We start from the raw sequence: 16,416 nt of genomic DNA, 5'->3' as shown, positions 1-16,416 counted from the left end.
GCGGTAAGGGTGACGGTAGGAATCGGAGGCCGGATTAAGACCCTCTCATTTACTATCGAGACCAAACCGGTCTTTGACGGTAAATCTCTCCTTGGGAAAGCTTCTGTTATGCGGCTTTCCCGGCATCAGCAGGTCTCCTGACCCTTGACGGTAAAAGCCGTCATGAACAGGAGGAAAAACCTCGATGCTTACCGACACCGCACTGCGCAATCTCAAGCCCAAAGCCAAGCCCTACAAGGCTTCCGATCGTGATGGGATGTACGTGACGGTATCGCCAGGCGGTACCGTCACCTTTCGCTATGATTACCGTCTCAATGGACGCCGGGAAACGCTGACTATCGGGCGGTATGGCCCAGCAGGTATTTCGCTGGCCATGGCTCGCGAAAAGCTTCTGGATGCCAAGCGAATGGTTGCCCAGGGCATATCCCCTTCCTTGGAGAAGCAACGAGCCAAGCGCCGTCTGACCGCTGCCAAATCGTTTGGTGACATGCTGAAAAGTTGGCTGGCTGATGCGCGTATGGCCGACAGCACGCGGTCCATGCGCAAGAGCATCATCGACCGCGACATCCTGCCGGTCTTCGAGAACCGGCTCCTGACCGAAATCACCCCTGACGATCTACGCGCGCTCTGTGCCAAGGTGAAGGGCCGTGGTGCGCCGGCCACGGCCGTCCACATTCGCGACATCGTGAAGCAAGTTTTTGCGTTCGCAATCCTGCATGGCGAGAAGGTCGAGAATCCGGCCGACGATGTGAAGGCTGCGTCGATCGCCACCTTCGTGCCGAAGGATCGAGCGCTGACCCCGACCGAGATTCGCCTGGCTTTTCACCAGTTGGAGTCGATTGCTGCATATCCCACCATTCGGCTGGCCTTGCGCCTGGTGCTTCTGACCCTGGTGCGAAAGAGCGAGCTGATTGAGGCGACCTGGAATGAAGTGGATTTTGAGAACGCCACCTGGACGATCTCCAAACAGCGGATGAAGGGACGTAATCCCCATGTGGTTTACCTGTCGCGCCAGGCTCTGGACATCTTCGTGGCGCTGCACACTTGTGCTGCTGGCTCGAGGTTCGTGCTGCCCTCGCGCTATGACATCCACCGCTGCATGTCACACGCCACCTTGAACCGGATCACCCAACTCATTGCATCACGTGCTAAGGAAGCGGGGCTGCCGTTGGAGCCGTTCACGGTTCACGACCTGCGCAGGACTGGCTCCACGCTCCTCAACGAAGTGGGCTTCAATGGTGACTGGATCGAGAAGTGCTTGGCGCATGAGGACGGGCGTTCCTCGCGCTCGGTCTACAACAAGGCCGAGTACGCTGAGCAACGCCGCCACATGCTGCAAGAGTGGGCCGATATGGTTGATGCCTGGGTCGATGGTCGGACTCATGTGCCTAAGCTGCTGCCCGACAATGTGACCGTGCCGGTGTTGAGTGCCGCCGTTTAGAGGAATGGACAGGTTGTCAGTTGACAACCTGTCGAGTCATGGGAATACTGGAGATCATTAATGGCCCGTCCCTCACATCCGAAGAAAGAGGTCGAAGAAGCGCTCAAGCATGCCGAAGGGCAGGGGTGGCGCATCGAAGTTGGCGGCAGTCACGCCTGGGGACGGATCTACTGTCCCTACAACGACGAGGAGTGTCGTTGCGGCGAGTTCTGCATCACCAGCGTGTGGAGCACGCCGAAGAGCCCTGGTAACCACGCACGCGCCTTGCGACGCGTCGTGGATAACTGCACCACGCACCGTAAGCCGCAAGAGGCTGCCGACGGCGCAGAGGAGTAGCACGATGGAATACACCTTCACCCTGAAATACCAACTCGCCGATGATGACCGGAACCCGGATGTGCTGGTCGAACGCCTTGGCGAAGCTGGTTGCGACGATGCCCTGGTTGGCATCGGTCAGCCGGGGCGGCTGGCGCTGGAGTTCATTCGCGAGGCGGAGAGCGCAGATGCGGCTGTGCGTAGCGCACTGGCTGATGTGCGTAGTGCCGTGCCCTCGGCCAGGCTGATCGAGGTCGCCCCGGATCTGGTCGGTCTTACCGATGTGGCTGAAATGCTCGGGGTATCGCGGCAGAACATGCGCAAGCTGATGCTGGCCAACCCAGGCAGCTTCCCGGCGCCGGTGCACGAGGGCAGTGCGTCGATCTGGCACCTGGCTGACGTGCTGACCTGGTTGCAGACCAGAGGCAGTTACTCGCTGGCCAGGGATGTTCTGGAGGTGGCGCGAGTGGCTTTGCAGGTCAATCTGGCCAAGGAAAGTCGGCGTCTACCACGTTCGACTTCTGAGGAACTGGGGGCTCTTGTTGGTTGAGGCGGCAGCCAGTCTCATTCCTGATCTGAACCCGCCCGGACAGGGCGGGTTTTCCGTAGGTGGACATCCGGCTTGCTGATCTCCGTGCGAGGCGCCTGCTTGCGCTCCTCAATCCAAGCTTCCACCTCGGCCAAGTCCCACACTACACAACGCGGTGTCAGGTTGAAACGTCGAGGGAACTCGCCACGACGCTCCATCTCGTAGATGGTCGTCTCAGATAGCGGGATGATCTGCCTCAGCTCTTGTCGCCGAATGGTGCGCCGGAAGGGAAGGGGGCTTCGCTTCGGAAACTGCGGCAGTGTCTCGTAGGATTCCGTGTCAGGCATCGGAAGAGACTGGACGGACTCGGGGATTGACGCGCCGGGCGTAGGCGATAGATGTTCCATCTCGGACTCCGTGAGTCTGGTTGGATGGGGCATCGTGCGGTTCAGTGCTTATCGGGACAACCCGCTGCGGCGTACAGGGGCAGACTTGGTGCGATTATTGGCTGCTAGATAGCTCTCAGTGATGTTATTTCATCGCTGAGGTTGTGGCAGTTCTCCAGTTAATTCGATCCTGCTCCCTTATCCCAGCAGCTCAGCCGGCTGCACGGGAGTGCAGCCGGAGGGGATCATTCTGTAGGTGTCGATTTTGGTGCCTTTTTTCGTGATGCTGAAGAAGTCAGCGACGGCAGGCACTCAAACAGACGTTCCGCATACACAAACCCCATACGTCTGACGGCACTTTGATCGAAATACAGCAGCCAGGCCGCGAGTAACGCCATCGAAATAAGCAGCGTCAAGCCAGCGGCGAGCCCCGGGTCTGCAAAATGCACGGGGTAAAAATGGGGAGGCGTTATCTGCAGAACCTTTGCAATCAGCAATCCGTAGAGGATTCCCAGGAGGCTCGACAGGATGCCGACGGGCTTCATCGCCAGCATATTGCGGTGGAATCCGTAGGCAATATTCTCTTTCAGTAGGAGTTGCTTATTGGTACGCGTGAGTTCGCGAAGTCGCTTGGTTGCTCCGATGTAGATGTCGTCCGCTTTGTCAGGGTTCGCTGATTCTTCTTCTGCCGTTGGTATGTCAATACCCAGTTTAGTTGTGATCGCAGAGTGGTACCTCTGCTTGCTGACGCTATCGAGAAAATTGTCGCGATGCCGCAGGGCTATGGTTGTAGGCATGCCGCCCCATTTTTTGACTAAAAGCTCTTCAAGCTTTTTGCCGCGCCCACGTGCCACGCTCGCAAGCGCGTAAATGGCGCCGCAGCCGCCAAGTAAACCGATAACACCTGTGAGAACAGGATGCTTTGCTCCGTATACGCATAGCAAAGGGACGAGCAATGGCAACGCCACGAGAAGACCTGGAACCACGCGAGCCTTGCGCTCGTACGGGTCTTTAACTAGTTCGAAAATTGTTGTCATTGGGGGTCAGGCCTGGGCTGTCAAAGCATCGATGTAGGGTTGGATTTCATCACGATTTCTCAGCGTGATCTGTTGCGCGAGAGGGTCTGGCGCTTCCTTGGTATGCAAGCCCAAACGCCTTAGCGTGTAGTACAGAAACGCTTGACGGCAGGGAAGCTTGACCTGCCCTTCTTCCATGCCGTAATCCAGTTCCAGTACTCGTTTTTTGGCTGCAGGCAAATCGGGATGCGGTGCAAGTACTAGCGTCAGCACTGTGTGCCAATGAGCATCCTGGCTGGAGTCCACATGACTCGGTTCGAAACCTTCGATGTGCAAAATTCGAGCGAGGACAAAATCGCTGAAGCGCTGACGCTTATGGCAATACGCTCGCACGTGCCAGCGAAAACCATCATTGCCGAGAGCGTGCGGCGAAAGCAGTCGGATTGATTCGTCTAGAGACGTCATGGATTGGTAGCTCACTCGAATAGCTTCCTGCTGGCGAATAGCCCGGACCACTGCTTCTACGGTCTCTTCATTGATCGAGCGCCAGGGAGATGGAGCCCAATCTGTTTCGGGGGCTGAGCCAATAAAGCTGGCTCTCGGTTCGACAACGCCCATCTTGGTTGCCAGTAGTTCCGCTAGATAGCGTTGAGCCGAGCTTCGTTGGTAAAGCGGTTGAAAGTGTGAGGTGGCGGTGTAGGTCTTGGAGCGACGGTCATAGGTCAGATTGTTCGGCGCCAGCTCTGTGTACTTGGCAATGTCCAGTGATGCCTGAGGAACCGATATGGCGAAATGCTCGGTGAGATCCATCCGATTGATGCGTCGCTCCCAGCGCAGACGAAAATCGATGAATTGCAACCTGCTCTCCAGGCCCCAGCTCAAGCTCTTGGGCTCAGAGGGTTCGACATTAGTATTCGAGGCTTTTTTCATAGGCACCATCTAAAAAGTAGACGGATATAAAAAATATCCGTACATTAAGTGTACGTGACTGCTGCTTTGGTCGTCTACCTGGAGACCCAGATGCCTACAACCATCACATTCTTTCCCGTAGACAACGGGGATATGGCCCTCATCAAGTTTGGCGATGTGGACGCAACCACCCTGCTGATCGACATAAACATTAGGCAGGACGCTGAAGACCCGGATGGGGTGTCGCGTGATGTCGCCAAGGATCTGCGAGATCGTTTGAAGCGGGATGAGAACGGAAGGCCTTATGTCGATGCATTCTTGCTGAGCCACCCGGATCACGATCATTGCCGGGGGCTGACGCGGCATTTCTATCTGGGACCGCTGGACAAGTACCCGGATGACAAAAAGGACGATAAGGACAAGAAAATCGTGATTCGCGAGGTGTGGTCGTCCCCCATCGTGTTTCGACGCGCCAGCAAGACGCACAACCTGAGTGACGATGCCAAGGCATTCAACACGGAGGCGCGTCGGCGGGTGCAGGTTAATCGCGATAAAAATTTCGCTGTCGGGAGCGGTGATCGTATTCAGATCATGGGCGAGGACATCGACGGAAAAACTGACGATCTCACTCCGATTGTGCGAAGAGTGGACACGAGCTTCTCGTCGATCAATGGCAAGAGTTCTGCGTACTTCTCCGCGTTTGTTCTGGCGCCCCTGGATGCCCAAGACGACGAGGAAGAGGAGCAGAATCTGATCAAAAACCAGTCAAGCGTGATCTTGAACATCACATTGGCCGCTGACGCAAATACGCCAGATGGCGCGAAGTTTCTTACAGGTGGCGATGCTGAGGTGTTCATCTGGAACCGCCAATGGCAGCGCCATAAGGCTGAAGCCGATGTGCTTGAGTACGACATTATGCAGGCGCCGCATCATTGCTCTTGGCATTCGCTGTCCGAAGACAGCTGGTCTACCCATCGCGAAAAGGCCAGGCTCGACGCCGACGCTCGTAAGGCGCTTTCGCAGACTCGTGACGGTGCCGTCATCGTTGCTAGTTGTAAGCCTATTGCAGACGATGACAGTGATCCTCCCTGCATCCGTGCAAAGCGTGAGTACGTCGCAATCGTGGGTGAAGCAAAAGGCGAGTTTTACTGCACGGGCGAATACCCGAGCGAAAAATCTGTTGAGCCTCTCGTGTTTACCGTCACTACTCAGGGGGTGCAGCCTCCCTCGAAGAAAGAAGCTGGATCGAAGGCCGCAGCCGTGATCACCTCTGCGCGTACCCCCATGCCGCACGGCGCATCGTGATGGACAGGATTGCGGATGCACTGCATCAGCTTCAGCGGCATCGAGGCCTGGTCCGCGTTGGGGAGCCAAGTGTAAGCGGTGAATTAACGCAGATCGAAGTCGATGTTGCTGTTGAGCTGCCGAGCCGGTCTCGGCGCTATGGTGTATCTGAGACCGGCGTACGTTCGGTCGAGACATGCATTCTTGTCTTCGACAATGACTGGCCTCTATCCGCGCCCAAGCCTTTCTTGCGTACGGACTTTCCACTCAGCTTGCCGCACATCAACCCCCATCGCGAAGGCGAGTTGGTCTCACCTTGCCTGTTCGAGGGGGCATTGGACGAGCTGCTGCATCGGTTTGGTCTGGACGCGATTATCGATCAATTAATCGATTGGCTGCACAAGGCTGCAGCTGGGGCGTTGCTGAATCTTGAGCAGGGGTGGGAGCCGACGCGTCGAGACAGTTGTCCTTCGACCATTGTATTCAGCGCCGAGAAGGTCGCGTCCGCTGCTCCCGCTGACGGCTCGATTTTGATCGTTCCCGTAAGCTATGTGACGATTGATGATGGCCTATACGCCATCATCAATACCGAACTGACCGCCCAAGTCGATCCTGTGTTCTATCAGGACGCTCACAACGACAAGCTGGGTAAATGGGGAAACGGTCATACGGCGGCCTTCATCGCACGCGCTCCAACAACCGACGGCCTTCATCATGTGATCGAACGTTATCAACCGGAGACGGTTTTCGATCTCGCGACGTTGCTTGATCGAGCTGCGGAGCTCGGCATTGATCGCGACGCTTTGGCCAAAAGTCTGGATGGTTTTTACGGACACTCGATCCTGGATATGCAACAGGACTCGCGCGGCTGGGTGCATGGTTTGTACGCGGTTGTGATTCTGACTGTGCAAAGGCCTGTATCGCTTGTGGGCTCACCAGGGCGAAGTATTGAGGTACTGCCCTATGTGGTGCGCTATGAGCTCAACGCTCAATCGCTCCTAGAGCGAAGCGCCACGGTTCACCCAGCCTTTCATGCGCATGCATTGTCTCCCGAACTGTTGGCAAGGACGTCCGGCATTCCAGCGGCGACCACATCTCAGCCGCTGGTCATACTCGGCTGCGGAAGTGTAGGGTCGAAAATCGCGATGCATCTGGGGCGAGCCGGTTTCGGTTCAATGGCTTTCGTCGACAACGAATCCATGTCGCCTCACAACGCAGCACGGCATGCACTCATTGAGCGGGCATCAGTGCTGGTCCCACCTCGAAAGGCTTCTCTGATGAAGACGGCCTTTGAGGAGCTGTCACATCTTCAATCGCGCGCGTTCGACGCCGACGCAGTGAGCCTACTAGTCGATCCAGCACAGTTCGCCACAGCTGTTCCGCAGGATGCAGCGCTTATCGTGGACGCAACAGCTTCACTTAAGGTGTTAGCCGCAGAAACACAGTCGACAGCGCTGGATCAATCACCTGCTCGGCTGGTACGGATCACGATGTACGGTCAGGGCCGCTGTGTTGCAGTTTTGCTCGAAGGACTTGGCCGCGACGGTCGGGTTGATGACCTCACGGCATTTTTGTTCGAGTGCTGCCGATTTGTGCCGGAACTGCGTGCGTCGATTGCCGGTGATACTTCTGAGCCGACGCGTATCTTTGTGGGTGACAACTGCCGCTCACTGACCATGCCAATGTCTGATGCCGTCGTTTCGCGGTCTGCTTCACTGGCTGGGCTGCAACTGGAACGCTGGCTCATTGACGGGCTTCCTAAGGAAGCGACTCTTTGCGCTGGGATCTCGGATGCCGAAGGCCTCGGCATAGCATGGACTCGCACCAGCCTTGGTCCTACCACTGTGCTCGATGTGGCGGACGATGGTGGTTGGAGCATTCGGATTCTGCACCCGGTCGCGCAAGCGATCCATGCTGATGCGCTGCGCTGGGGTGCGTTGGAAACAGGCGGTGCCTTGGTCGGCCGCATCTCGTTTGAAAATCGAACCATCATCATTGCGGGGCTTGTTGACGCACCGCCAGACAGCGTTCGAGAGGCCGCACGCTTTGTTTTGGGCACCGATGGGCTTGTTCAAAATTTGCGTACTGCGAATTCGACCTCTTTGGGATATCTCGCCTTTATCGGCACTTGGCACAGCCACCCGAAAGGCGGTGCTCATTCGGGTATAGACCGACATACGTTGCGCGGCATCGCCGAGGATGCTGGTGGTCTTCCTGCTGTGTCGTTGGTATGGACTCCGACAGGACTCACATGTGCGGTGGATCGCTGGTAGGTGGAGATCCACCGGCACTTCGTTGGTATTAGGCAAGAGGGATGTATGGCTGACTACTTTGAGATCGATTTTCTTGGCGTCGAAACAGCGAAGAGCGGGGATGCAATCACGCTGCGCTACTCGGTAAATGGCACCGAAGGCATACACGTGGTTGACGGTGGGTATCTGGATACCGGTGATCAGATCGTTGAACACCTGAAAACCTACTATGGCACAACGGTTATCGATCACGTGATCCTCACGCATCCGGATCGCGATCACGCCAATGGGCTTCGAAAAGTCTTGGAGCAATGTACGGTCAGGAATCTCTGGATCAATAGGCCGTGGATATATGCAGAGCAGTTGATAGATCGATTCGAGACCTATGAGTCAGTGGAAGCGCTGAGACGGAAATTACGTTCTGTCTACGATGCCACTGCAGCGCTTGAGGGCATTGCGCTTGAGAAGGGAATCCCCATTCATGCCCCGCTTCAGGGGCAGAGCATCGGCCCCTTCACGGTGATGGCACCGACGCTAGGTCGCTACATGGACTTAATCGTGGATTCCACGAAGACACCTGAGGCTGTTGAAGAGGGTGCCATGGATAGTGCTCTGAGCAGCATTTTTCGGGCAGTTAAGGCTGCGACTTCCTACATCAAATCCTTGTGGGGCGACGAGTATTTTCCCTCTGCGCCAACTAGTCGTGAAAATGAAATGAGTGTAGTCCAGTCAGCTGTCCTGAATGGTCATCGCGTCATGCTTACTGGCGACGCCGGGCGTGAAGCGCTGCAAGAGGTGATTGACTACGCACCTTTTGCGGGACTTACGTTGCCCGGCATTCGGTATTTCCAGGTGCCGCATCATGGCGGGCGACACAATGTTTCGACTGAGATTCTGGATCAGTTGGTTGGCCCAAGGTTGGACAGCATGCCAGACAAACATACCTGGAATGCCATATGCAGCTCCGCTAAGGCGGATGAGGATCATCCACGGAAGTCGGTGATTCGCGCTGTACTGCACAGGGGTGGGCACTGGGCAGCAACCGAAAGCAAGAACATACGCATCGGGGCGGGTATTACCCGTGATGGCTGGGTATCAATTCCCCAAGCAGCGTATCCCGAAGAGCAAGAAAGTTGAGTCTAGTAGAGGCGCGGCCCTGCTTTTTAGGCCCCAGAGCATGGGCAGTCTATGGCCCATTTATCTGTAGTAGGTCCGAGGCTCAATGAAACCACGGTCTTTCATTCGTGCGCTTGGTGACTGCTGGGACATCGTAAGTACCATCTGGTCTCGATACGAAACCCGCACCCTGACCGAGCGTGAACTGCTGCATATCGTACGCCCGTTCACTATCGGTACCGACCAGCCTGAGCAGGTTGCAGTCAAGCGCATGGTCGATATCGGTATCCTTTCGGAGTTCTCCCGCGGTGGGCAGGGCTATTCGCTGAACCTGCAGATCGTGCCCTTTGTGCAGTTTTTGCTTGATGAGCAGAGTCTGGGCTTGATCGAGGAGATCAGTGCTAACGCCAACAGGCTCGAGGGGCACCTTGAAGAGCTGGCTGCGGCCCTGCTCAGCGGTCGGCGCACGGGTTTTTTCGCCAAGTCCCAGGAGATGCAGTCGCGCTTTCAGACGTTGCGCCGCATGGTCGAATCTAATACGCGTGCTATCTACGCGCTGGTGGACAAGGCCAAGCGCTCGGATCAGAGCCAGCCGCTGGCCGAGCGTTATGAGCAGGTGATCAAGGCCTGGGACGAGTACGTAACACCGGCACTACAGATGAAGAGCATGGGTGGGCCGTTCGATCTTTCGCTCATGCGCATCAAGCGCACTCTGCAGGAGTGGCAGCAGGACCCGGCGCTGCACCTGCTGAGCATGGATGATGCACGCTACGAAATCGACAGCATCCTGTTTCGCATGCTCGATTTTCGCGAGAGTCTCAATCATTCGATCGAGAACATGGCGAGCCATCTGGCGCCGCTGGTGCGCCAGGCGCAAATTAATGCGCGCATTGCCCAGGGAGCTGCGCTGGGCCTTCAGGACCTTGGCCACCACAACAGCCAATTGGCGCGCAGCGACACTCTGGCCCTGCCGCCGCGCAAGCGACGCGTCCATAAGCCTGACCAGGATTCGCTGCAGGCCTGGTGGGCGCAGCTCAAGGAGCTACAGTCGATTGCTCCCGACGCGATCCTCGTGCGCGTCCCCTCGGCCGCAGCGCTCGAGGCCCGCGAGCGGCGGGAGATGTCCCCGCAGATGCTCGTGTGGCTGAAGAGTCAGCAGCCTGTCGAGGATGTCGTCGCGAAGCTGATGGTTCAGTACCCCAAGGCCCGGCCTGACTCGGTGTTGCGCGTGCTGACCCGCTTGACGATGGAAGATAAGACTGCGCCTTTCATCCAACGCCACGACGACATGCAGCACTACCGATTCGAGGACCTCGAAATCCGTATGAACCGGCGCTCATACAATGCCGAACCGGCCCCGCGGCGATTGGCCCCGATCGCCTTCTACAGCCATTACGAACCCCTGCCTACCCGGGAACCCGCCGATGGATGATCTGCCTCAGGACGAGTCTGCCGAGGATCTCGAGCTGTCGCTCGAAGATCGAGTGCGCGATGCCAGACACTATGCCCAGCGCCTCGAGCGAGAGCTCCGACTGTTCTCCCGGATTGTCGAGGCGCTCGAGGCGGGGCGCTTTATCAGCAGCACCGACCGGATCAAGGAATATCGCGAGCTGTCGCGCTTTCAGGACACCTACGAGGTGTTGTTGCGCATGATGGGGCATGAGCTTCGACATCACACCGCAGGGTTTTACTATCTGCAGCCGCGCGAGATGAGTCAGGCCCAGTTGCCCCAGCGCGAGCGCATGGCAGCCGCGGCGATCTTCTCCCTGATCGAGCACCTGTGCGACAAGGGATTGCCGATCGAATCGATGATCACCCATGAAGAACCCATCCTCCTCGACGACCTGGGAGCGATGTTCAGCCAGTGCCACGACCGGCTCACCCGCCTTGGACTGGGCAGTGTGGAGTCATTCATCGACAACGGCATTCGCCGGCTGGTCGACGTCGGGGTGATGAATGAACGCCGTCTCTCCCAAGACAAGGTCGCCTACACCTTGGGCCTGCCAGCCTACTTCTACCTCGACATCTGCCGGAACCTGGCTGAACAGCATCAGCAACAGCTCGAGGCCCAAGAGCGCGGGGAAGGCTATTCCTACAGCGACCGCTCGGTGGACGAGCTGGCAGACGACTTTCTGAATACCCAGCCCAACGAAGACGACGAGACCCCGGAGTAACGATGCGCAGCAAAGCACTCAAGACCCGCTGGGGCGTGCGCCATTACGCCATGGTCAACTCTGGCAACCACATCATGTCGGTTTTTCCCATGGACGGGCCGCTGAGCATCTGCGGACACAACAACTTGGGTAAGACCCAGGCGCTGCAAAGCATGCAGTTTCTCTTCTTCACCCACCTTGCACACATGCACTTCGGCGCCCACCAGGCCAACACCAGCCGCGCATTCTTCTTTCCCAGCGACCACAGCTACCTACTGATGGAGGTGCTGACCCCCGACGGCGTGTTCATCGTCGGTGCTCACGGCAAGGGTCCTACCGCTGGCAACGAATATGAACTGTTCGTGGCTAAAGGTGAGCTGGACATGGGTGATTTCGTCGACCCGATCAACCGCATACGCCCCTACAAGGAGCTGTTCCGGCACTGGTACGAACGGGGCATCGAGGTGCGTAACCTGACCCGCGAACAGATGCGCCAAATGCTCTACGGAGAGAGCGGGCGGGTCAAAGGTGGTGACTGGGATGTGACCATAGTGCCTCTGGCGAACGCCAACGAAAGGCGCTACCAGGTGTTCCGCCAGATCTATCGCAACCTGCTCACTCAGCAGCTACTCAAGAGCCGCGAGATCAAGGAGCTCATCCTCAACGTCTTCAGTGAAAAGCTGAGCAATGCCAATTTGAACTTCCTCGAGGTGCGCGAGCGCGCGTTCCAGCGCTTCCGTCTTGCCGAGCGGGAAGTGGAGCGACTTGCGTACCGTCGCGAGGACATCCTCGCCCTCGGCAAGGAATACGACGAATACGCCGCACTTTCAGAAGAAGGCGGCTGGTTGGCGCGCGAGCTGAGGGTAAACCTGACCCTGGCGGTGGAGCGGGCACCGCTATGCATTGAGGAGCTCAACGCGCTTCACAAGGAAGAAATCGAAAAGCGCGCCAAGCTCAACGAACAGCTTAATAGCCGCATGCAAGAACGCGATCGAGCGGTCGAGCAGCGCATCACCTTGGCCGGCCGGCTGACCCGCCTCGACGAGTTACGTGAGCGCAATGCGATGACCTGCCGCGAGACGGTCGAGAAATCGATTCGCACACTGGCAGCCCAGCACGCCACGCTCAGCGATCAGTTGCGCCAGGCTGACATCTACGATGTGGCAACCGTCAGTAGCAGACTGCGCCACACTGAACATGAAATTCTCAAGCTCAACAAGCGACTGGAGCAGGTCCGCAATGGAGACGGACTGTTGGATACCCAAGGCTTTGTCGATGCGGAAAAGGCCGAGCTGTCGCGGCTGCTTCGCAGCGACATGTTCAGCCTTGAGGCCGCAGCACTGACTGAAATCCACCCGGGCAGTTTCAACAATTGGGTACGCACCCAACTCATGTCGAAGGGAGGGCTGCTCAATTTACAGGGTTTCGAGTTAGACCTGACCGATCTGCCTCCAATGGATTTTCATGGCGATGATCCGGCACAGCTACAACAGTCAATCGCCATGTACCAAGAGGACCTGGCCAAGCTTCAGGGGCAACTCGAGGTTGCCCAGAACCAGACGCTCAAGCGTAACGAATTGGAGTCGCTGGCAAAGCAGCTGAGCAACCAGCAGGGCTACCTGCAGGAACTGACCGAGCTCGCGGCTCTGGAAACCACCGAGACCGCTGATCGCCATGTGCTCGAGGGTGTAATGATGTGTCTCGCCCAGATCGACGAATGGCTGCAAGGGCACCAGGAGCGGATCGAGGAGGCCACCCGGGCCATCAGTGTTATCGAGCAGAAGCTCAACGATGCCCTCGAGCAGGCCCGCCAGCTCAAGGTCGTGCAGCAACACCGCCAGATCCAGAACAGTCCTTTCATTCTCGCTGAAGGGCCGAACGAGGACTTCGAGCGCGATCTCACCGGGTACAACTTCGGTGACACGTTGAATCGGCTGGAGTGGATCAGCAACGCGCTCGACCGCATATCCCTGACCATGAAGAACTACCAGCACTCGATCGTTGGCGACCTACCTGATCTTGCCCGACACGCGAATCTGAGCGATCTGGTGCAGCATGCACGCGAGCGGTTGGAAACGCTGCCGCAGATGCGTGAGATGCTCAAGCGCTACCATCAGGAGGGCATTGCCCAGCTCTCGGGAGCTCTGCGCGATCTTTCCGAGAACTACGTGACGCTGGAACACGAGATATCGCTATTCAACCGCCGGATCAATGCGCGCAAAGTCTCGAACCTTCGTGGCTTCAGGTTAGATCTGAAGAGGAACGAACCGATACTTGAAGCCATTAATATCCTGTCCTCATATATCGCCCAGGCTGACGAAAACGAGACCGACCTGTTCGGTCAGCAAGGCGGGGGCGCATCCCAGGCCGGGTTGGTGCGCGCTATGGATCGGCTATCTCGTCTGGTTGAAGATGGTCGTGACGGTACCCTCGAGCTCGGCGACCTATTCGACATCGGATTCACCGTGGAAGAGGTCAACGGCAAGGTCGTTGTCTGCAACACGCTCGACGAGCTGGCTTCTAATGGCTCGACCATGACGCTCAAACCTTTGTTGTATTTCTCTCTGATTCGCCACCTGACCGACCGTGGCGCTCGGGTCGAACCGTTCCTGCCGTTCTACTTGGACGAGATTGCTTCGGTTGATCCGAACAACCAGCGCACTATCTTGGCATTCAGCGAAAACCTTGGTTTCACCCCTGTGTTTGCATCCGTCGACCCGACTACCACGGTGCGCTATTGCATCAATATCAGTGAGTGTATCAACGCCGACAATCGTATCTATGTGACCCAGGCGGACTGGCAGCACTTCGATCACCACGAAGACGTCAAGCTGGGGCAGGCTCCGCAGCGAAGTGAGAGAGACGAGAAGTCCGAGGTAGACGTCGAGCAGTTCAGTGATAGCTTGCAGGTGGCGACCGCGAAAGCTGACACGGTAGCTCAGTCATGAGTCGGTCGAGAGAGCTGGAAATACTACAGCGGTTGCGCAAAGGGCCTGTCCCTGTGCGCAGTTGGCCGAAGGCACTTGAGGCTGTGCTCGATCAGCTCAGAGTCTCCGGCATCGTCACGGTGGGCCGTGTGCCCGGGCGAATATCGCCGCATGTGATTGTGCAGCATGCCGATTCTCTGGGGCAGCGTATTGCCCGGTTGCAGCCGCCCAAGGATTTGGAAAGCTGTTCGGTGCGCGGCTTGAACATTATCCACGGCGGCTCGAGCAAGCGCGGGGGGCGACTGCCCTCGCTCATGATCAGTTGTAGCGCTGGCGAGGCCGTCAGGTGGGAGGATGCACAGGGTAATATCCTGCAGTGGGAATCGCCTTCACCGGCGTTTCTGAAGTTGCTATGGCACGACGAGCGCAGACCCGACGCGACCCCCAAGCCAACCGGCCATGTGGTGCTAGTGGAAAACCGTGACACCCTGCTGCATCTGCCGACACGGCTGCCGGCAGTATTGAGCGGCGCGCTGGTGGCTCATTACGAAGGTTGGCTATCTGAGCGGCTGCTGGCGCTGTTGGTGTCTTGGGAGAGCGCGAAGATCTGGCTGCTGCCTGACCTTGATCCAGTTGGCCTAGCCAACGCCCGGCGCATAGCCGAAGCCTTGCCCTGTGCGGGTATGCTGGTACCACTTCTGAGTCCCGAAATAGTCGATCAGTATGGAGACGAAACCATCTGGCGGGAGAGTTTTGCCCTGGTCCCGGCGCTGCTTCCTTGGCTAGAGCAGCAGGACCCACCCCTGCGGGATCTGTTCGCCCTGCTCAAATGCAAGGGTAGAGGTGTTGAGCAGGAGTATTGCCTGGCAGTGCCCTCGACCGTACTTGAACCCATAGAACTAAGAAGGGGCTGATCGCCTGACTTACCCAGTCGCAGTGGCCAATCCGATTAGTCCGGTGCGATTCGATGAGCTGCTTCAGCGGCTCCGAGGAGAGCCGCTGAAGCTTTATTTAGTTTTCTTCGAGGTTGTTAGCGTAGATGTCACCCATTGCCTCGTACTTTGCTTTGATGAGATCAATGGGGGGATTTTTTGCCACAAGGTGCTTCTTGTTGAACAGCGCCGGGAAAAATTCTCTGGCTAAGTCTGGTGGCACTATGGCAGTCGAAAACCACAAGTGATTCCAAGCTATAAACTCTCTTTCTGTTTCAATAGCAAAAACTGGTGAGGGCTGGAGCTTGCGGAGTTTTCGCGCCTGCTCCCTGCCGTCAATTGGGCGTGGTACGCGAACCTCATTGCCTTTCTTGTCCCAGCCTATCCAGTAGCTATAATGGCCAACTCCGCCACCAGGCAGGACAGTCAGTTGAACGTAAGCTTTGTTGCGGAGCGGCAAGCGCATCTGGCAAATCCGCTGCATCAGGCGCATTGTGCTTTTTTGAAGGCGATCTTTTGCGGGCTCGTTCTTCAAAGTGTCCAGCAGATGGTTCCAGTTTTGGTAACCCAGGTGCTTTGCTTTGAGCTCCAGCTGACGACAGCGGGAAAGGTCGGCGGGCACGCTGTCCAGCTCCATGGCTCGAACCGCGTTAGCTACACATTCGAAATCGAACATCACAAATTTCCTCGACAAAATGCAGCCGTTAAAGCTTTCGCTTTGCTGAGCATGCTGCTTGCCGGGCGGGCCACAAGGGGAAAAATATGGGCTTCGATTTGAGCTGGTTTTCCTCGAGGCAGCAAGGCGGATACCAGAACCAGACTCGATCCTAGCAGCGGCCCTATAACGGATCAATATCTTCGTGCAGCTTGTGCTTATGAGAAACCTTCAATGGGCCACTGTTCATCTTTCGCCGCTGAGTTTTATCACTTCATTCTTTTTGACTTGAAGTTGCAAGTTCGTGTGTTCGCTATGCATCGGTGTGCCTCGGCGTTCCGCCGTCGGGCTCGCGGGCGGCGCCCCGCGCCTCGTGCCGAGTCGCGGCCATTCGGCTTTGATCCCTGATACCTCCGGCCCTTGCGGGCCTGCGCGCTCCGCTTGCCGATCCGTGGCATGGGTGGAGTGGGGGCGGTCTTGCTGTTCCCTTCACCGTATCAC

14 protein-coding genes are annotated in these 16,416 nt (G+C 57.2%); 10 read left to right on the top strand and 4 right to left on the bottom strand.

Annotation, left to right across the window (positions count from 1 at the left end; translation table 11 throughout):
- Nucleotides 1-184: 184 nt before the first annotated feature.
- From HMPREF3014_RS28670 to HMPREF3014_RS28660, 3 genes are read left to right on the top strand one after another with little or no spacing between them, the layout of a single operon-like run.
- Entirely contained in the window at nt 185-1,441 is a 1,257-nt protein-coding gene (locus HMPREF3014_RS28670; protein WP_009616197.1) for a tyrosine-type recombinase/integrase, read from the top strand.
- Nucleotides 1,442-1,501: 60 nt separating this feature from the next.
- Entirely contained in the window at nt 1,502-1,777 is a 276-nt protein-coding gene (locus tag HMPREF3014_RS28665; RefSeq protein ID WP_023087033.1) for a hypothetical protein, read from the top strand.
- 4 nt (nt 1,778-1,781) lie between these two features.
- Nucleotides 1,782-2,306 (top strand): helix-turn-helix transcriptional regulator, encoded by a 525-nt coding sequence (locus HMPREF3014_RS28660; RefSeq protein WP_023087034.1) that lies wholly within the window; start codon nt 1,782-1,784, stop codon nt 2,304-2,306.
- A gap of 14 nt (nt 2,307-2,320) precedes the next feature.
- On the opposite strand, the gene HMPREF3014_RS28655 is transcribed toward HMPREF3014_RS28660, so the two are convergent.
- From HMPREF3014_RS28655 to HMPREF3014_RS28645, 3 genes are all read right to left on the bottom strand, one after another.
- Entirely contained in the window at nt 2,321-2,632 is a 312-nt protein-coding gene (locus HMPREF3014_RS28655; protein WP_227343504.1) for a helix-turn-helix transcriptional regulator, read from the bottom strand.
- Nucleotides 2,633-2,916: 284 nt separating this feature from the next.
- Nucleotides 2,917-3,708, bottom strand: coding sequence for a hypothetical protein (locus tag HMPREF3014_RS28650; RefSeq protein ID WP_023087035.1), 792 nt, complete (start codon nt 3,706-3,708; stop codon nt 2,917-2,919).
- A gap of 6 nt (nt 3,709-3,714) precedes the next feature.
- Nucleotides 3,715-4,626 (bottom strand): helix-turn-helix transcriptional regulator, encoded by a 912-nt coding sequence (locus HMPREF3014_RS28645; RefSeq protein WP_023087036.1) that lies wholly within the window; start codon nt 4,624-4,626, stop codon nt 3,715-3,717.
- An 81-nt stretch (nt 4,627-4,707) separates the two neighbouring features.
- On the opposite strand from HMPREF3014_RS28645, the gene HMPREF3014_RS28640 reads away from it, so the two are divergent.
- From HMPREF3014_RS28640 to HMPREF3014_RS28610, 7 genes are all read left to right on the top strand, one after another.
- Complete coding sequence (locus HMPREF3014_RS28640) at nt 4,708-5,901, top strand: ComEC/Rec2 family competence protein (protein ID WP_023087037.1); 1,194 nt, start codon at nt 4,708-4,710, stop codon at nt 5,899-5,901.
- Nucleotides 5,898-8,153 carry a Mov34/MPN/PAD-1 family protein gene (locus HMPREF3014_RS34130; protein ID WP_086230768.1) on the top strand — a complete coding sequence of 752 codons (2,256 nt, stop codon included), beginning with the start codon at nt 5,898-5,900 and terminating at the stop codon, nt 8,151-8,153. The genes HMPREF3014_RS28640 and HMPREF3014_RS34130 overlap by 4 nt, the downstream gene beginning before the upstream one ends.
- Nucleotides 8,154-8,198: 45 nt before the next feature.
- A complete protein-coding gene (locus HMPREF3014_RS28630; protein ID WP_023087039.1) occupies nt 8,199-9,269 on the top strand; it encodes a ComEC/Rec2 family competence protein in 1,071 nt (356 codons plus the stop codon).
- A gap of 85 nt (nt 9,270-9,354) precedes the next feature.
- Nucleotides 9,355-10,680: a hypothetical protein gene (locus HMPREF3014_RS28625; protein ID WP_023087040.1), complete on the top strand. Its 1,326-nt coding sequence runs from the start codon at nt 9,355-9,357 to the stop codon at nt 10,678-10,680.
- A complete protein-coding gene (locus tag HMPREF3014_RS28620; RefSeq protein WP_023087041.1) occupies nt 10,673-11,422 on the top strand; it encodes a condensin complex protein MksE in 750 nt (249 codons plus the stop codon). Before HMPREF3014_RS28625 ends, HMPREF3014_RS28620 begins: the two co-directional genes overlap by 8 nt.
- A gap of 2 nt (nt 11,423-11,424) precedes the next feature.
- The gene (locus HMPREF3014_RS28615) at nt 11,425-14,349 is read left to right on the top strand and encodes an AAA family ATPase (protein WP_023087042.1); all 2,925 of its coding nucleotides are present in this window, start codon (nt 11,425-11,427) and stop codon (nt 14,347-14,349) included.
- Between the two features lie 83 nt (nt 14,350-14,432).
- The gene (locus HMPREF3014_RS28610; RefSeq protein WP_033871936.1) at nt 14,433-15,242 is read left to right on the top strand and encodes a hypothetical protein; all 810 of its coding nucleotides are present in this window, start codon (nt 14,433-14,435) and stop codon (nt 15,240-15,242) included.
- Between the two features lie 97 nt (nt 15,243-15,339).
- On the opposite strand, the gene HMPREF3014_RS28605 is transcribed toward HMPREF3014_RS28610, so the two are convergent.
- The gene (locus HMPREF3014_RS28605; protein ID WP_023087044.1) at nt 15,340-15,936 is read right to left on the bottom strand and encodes a hypothetical protein; all 597 of its coding nucleotides are present in this window, start codon (nt 15,934-15,936) and stop codon (nt 15,340-15,342) included.
- Between the last annotated feature and the right edge of the window lie 480 nt (nt 15,937-16,416).

The organism is Pseudomonas sp. HMSC065H01 (genome assembly GCF_001815235.1).
Lineage (GTDB): Bacteria > Pseudomonadota > Gammaproteobacteria > Pseudomonadales > Pseudomonadaceae > Pseudomonas > Pseudomonas aeruginosa.
Note: the sequence above shows the minus strand (reverse complement) of the source record. Positions and strands in the feature narration are given on the sequence as shown.

What these genes read in the sequence shown, in the direction of transcription:
- HMPREF3014_RS28670 (WP_009616197.1), top strand. Translation starts at nt 185, where the DNA reads ATGCTTACCGACACCGCACTGCGCAATCTCAAGCCCAAAGCCAAGCCC.
- HMPREF3014_RS28665 (WP_023087033.1), top strand. Translation starts at nt 1,502, where the DNA reads ATGGCCCGTCCCTCACATCCGAAGAAAGAGGTCGAAGAAGCGCTCAAG.
- HMPREF3014_RS28660 (WP_023087034.1), top strand. Translation starts at nt 1,782, where the DNA reads ATGGAATACACCTTCACCCTGAAATACCAACTCGCCGATGATGACCGG.
- HMPREF3014_RS28655 (WP_227343504.1), bottom strand. Translation starts at nt 2,632, where the DNA reads ATGCCTGACACGGAATCCTACGAGACACTGCCGCAGTTTCCGAAGCGA.
- HMPREF3014_RS28650 (WP_023087035.1), bottom strand. Translation starts at nt 3,708, where the DNA reads ATGACAACAATTTTCGAACTAGTTAAAGACCCGTACGAGCGCAAGGCT.
- HMPREF3014_RS28645 (WP_023087036.1), bottom strand. Translation starts at nt 4,626, where the DNA reads ATGGTGCCTATGAAAAAAGCCTCGAATACTAATGTCGAACCCTCTGAG.
- HMPREF3014_RS28640 (WP_023087037.1), top strand. Translation starts at nt 4,708, where the DNA reads ATGCCTACAACCATCACATTCTTTCCCGTAGACAACGGGGATATGGCC.
- HMPREF3014_RS28630 (WP_023087039.1), top strand. Translation starts at nt 8,199, where the DNA reads ATGGCTGACTACTTTGAGATCGATTTTCTTGGCGTCGAAACAGCGAAG.
- HMPREF3014_RS28625 (WP_023087040.1), top strand. Translation starts at nt 9,355, where the DNA reads ATGAAACCACGGTCTTTCATTCGTGCGCTTGGTGACTGCTGGGACATC.
- HMPREF3014_RS28620 (WP_023087041.1), top strand. Translation starts at nt 10,673, where the DNA reads ATGGATGATCTGCCTCAGGACGAGTCTGCCGAGGATCTCGAGCTGTCG.
- HMPREF3014_RS28615 (WP_023087042.1), top strand. Translation starts at nt 11,425, where the DNA reads ATGCGCAGCAAAGCACTCAAGACCCGCTGGGGCGTGCGCCATTACGCC.
- HMPREF3014_RS28605 (WP_023087044.1), bottom strand. Translation starts at nt 15,936, where the DNA reads ATGTTCGATTTCGAATGTGTAGCTAACGCGGTTCGAGCCATGGAGCTG.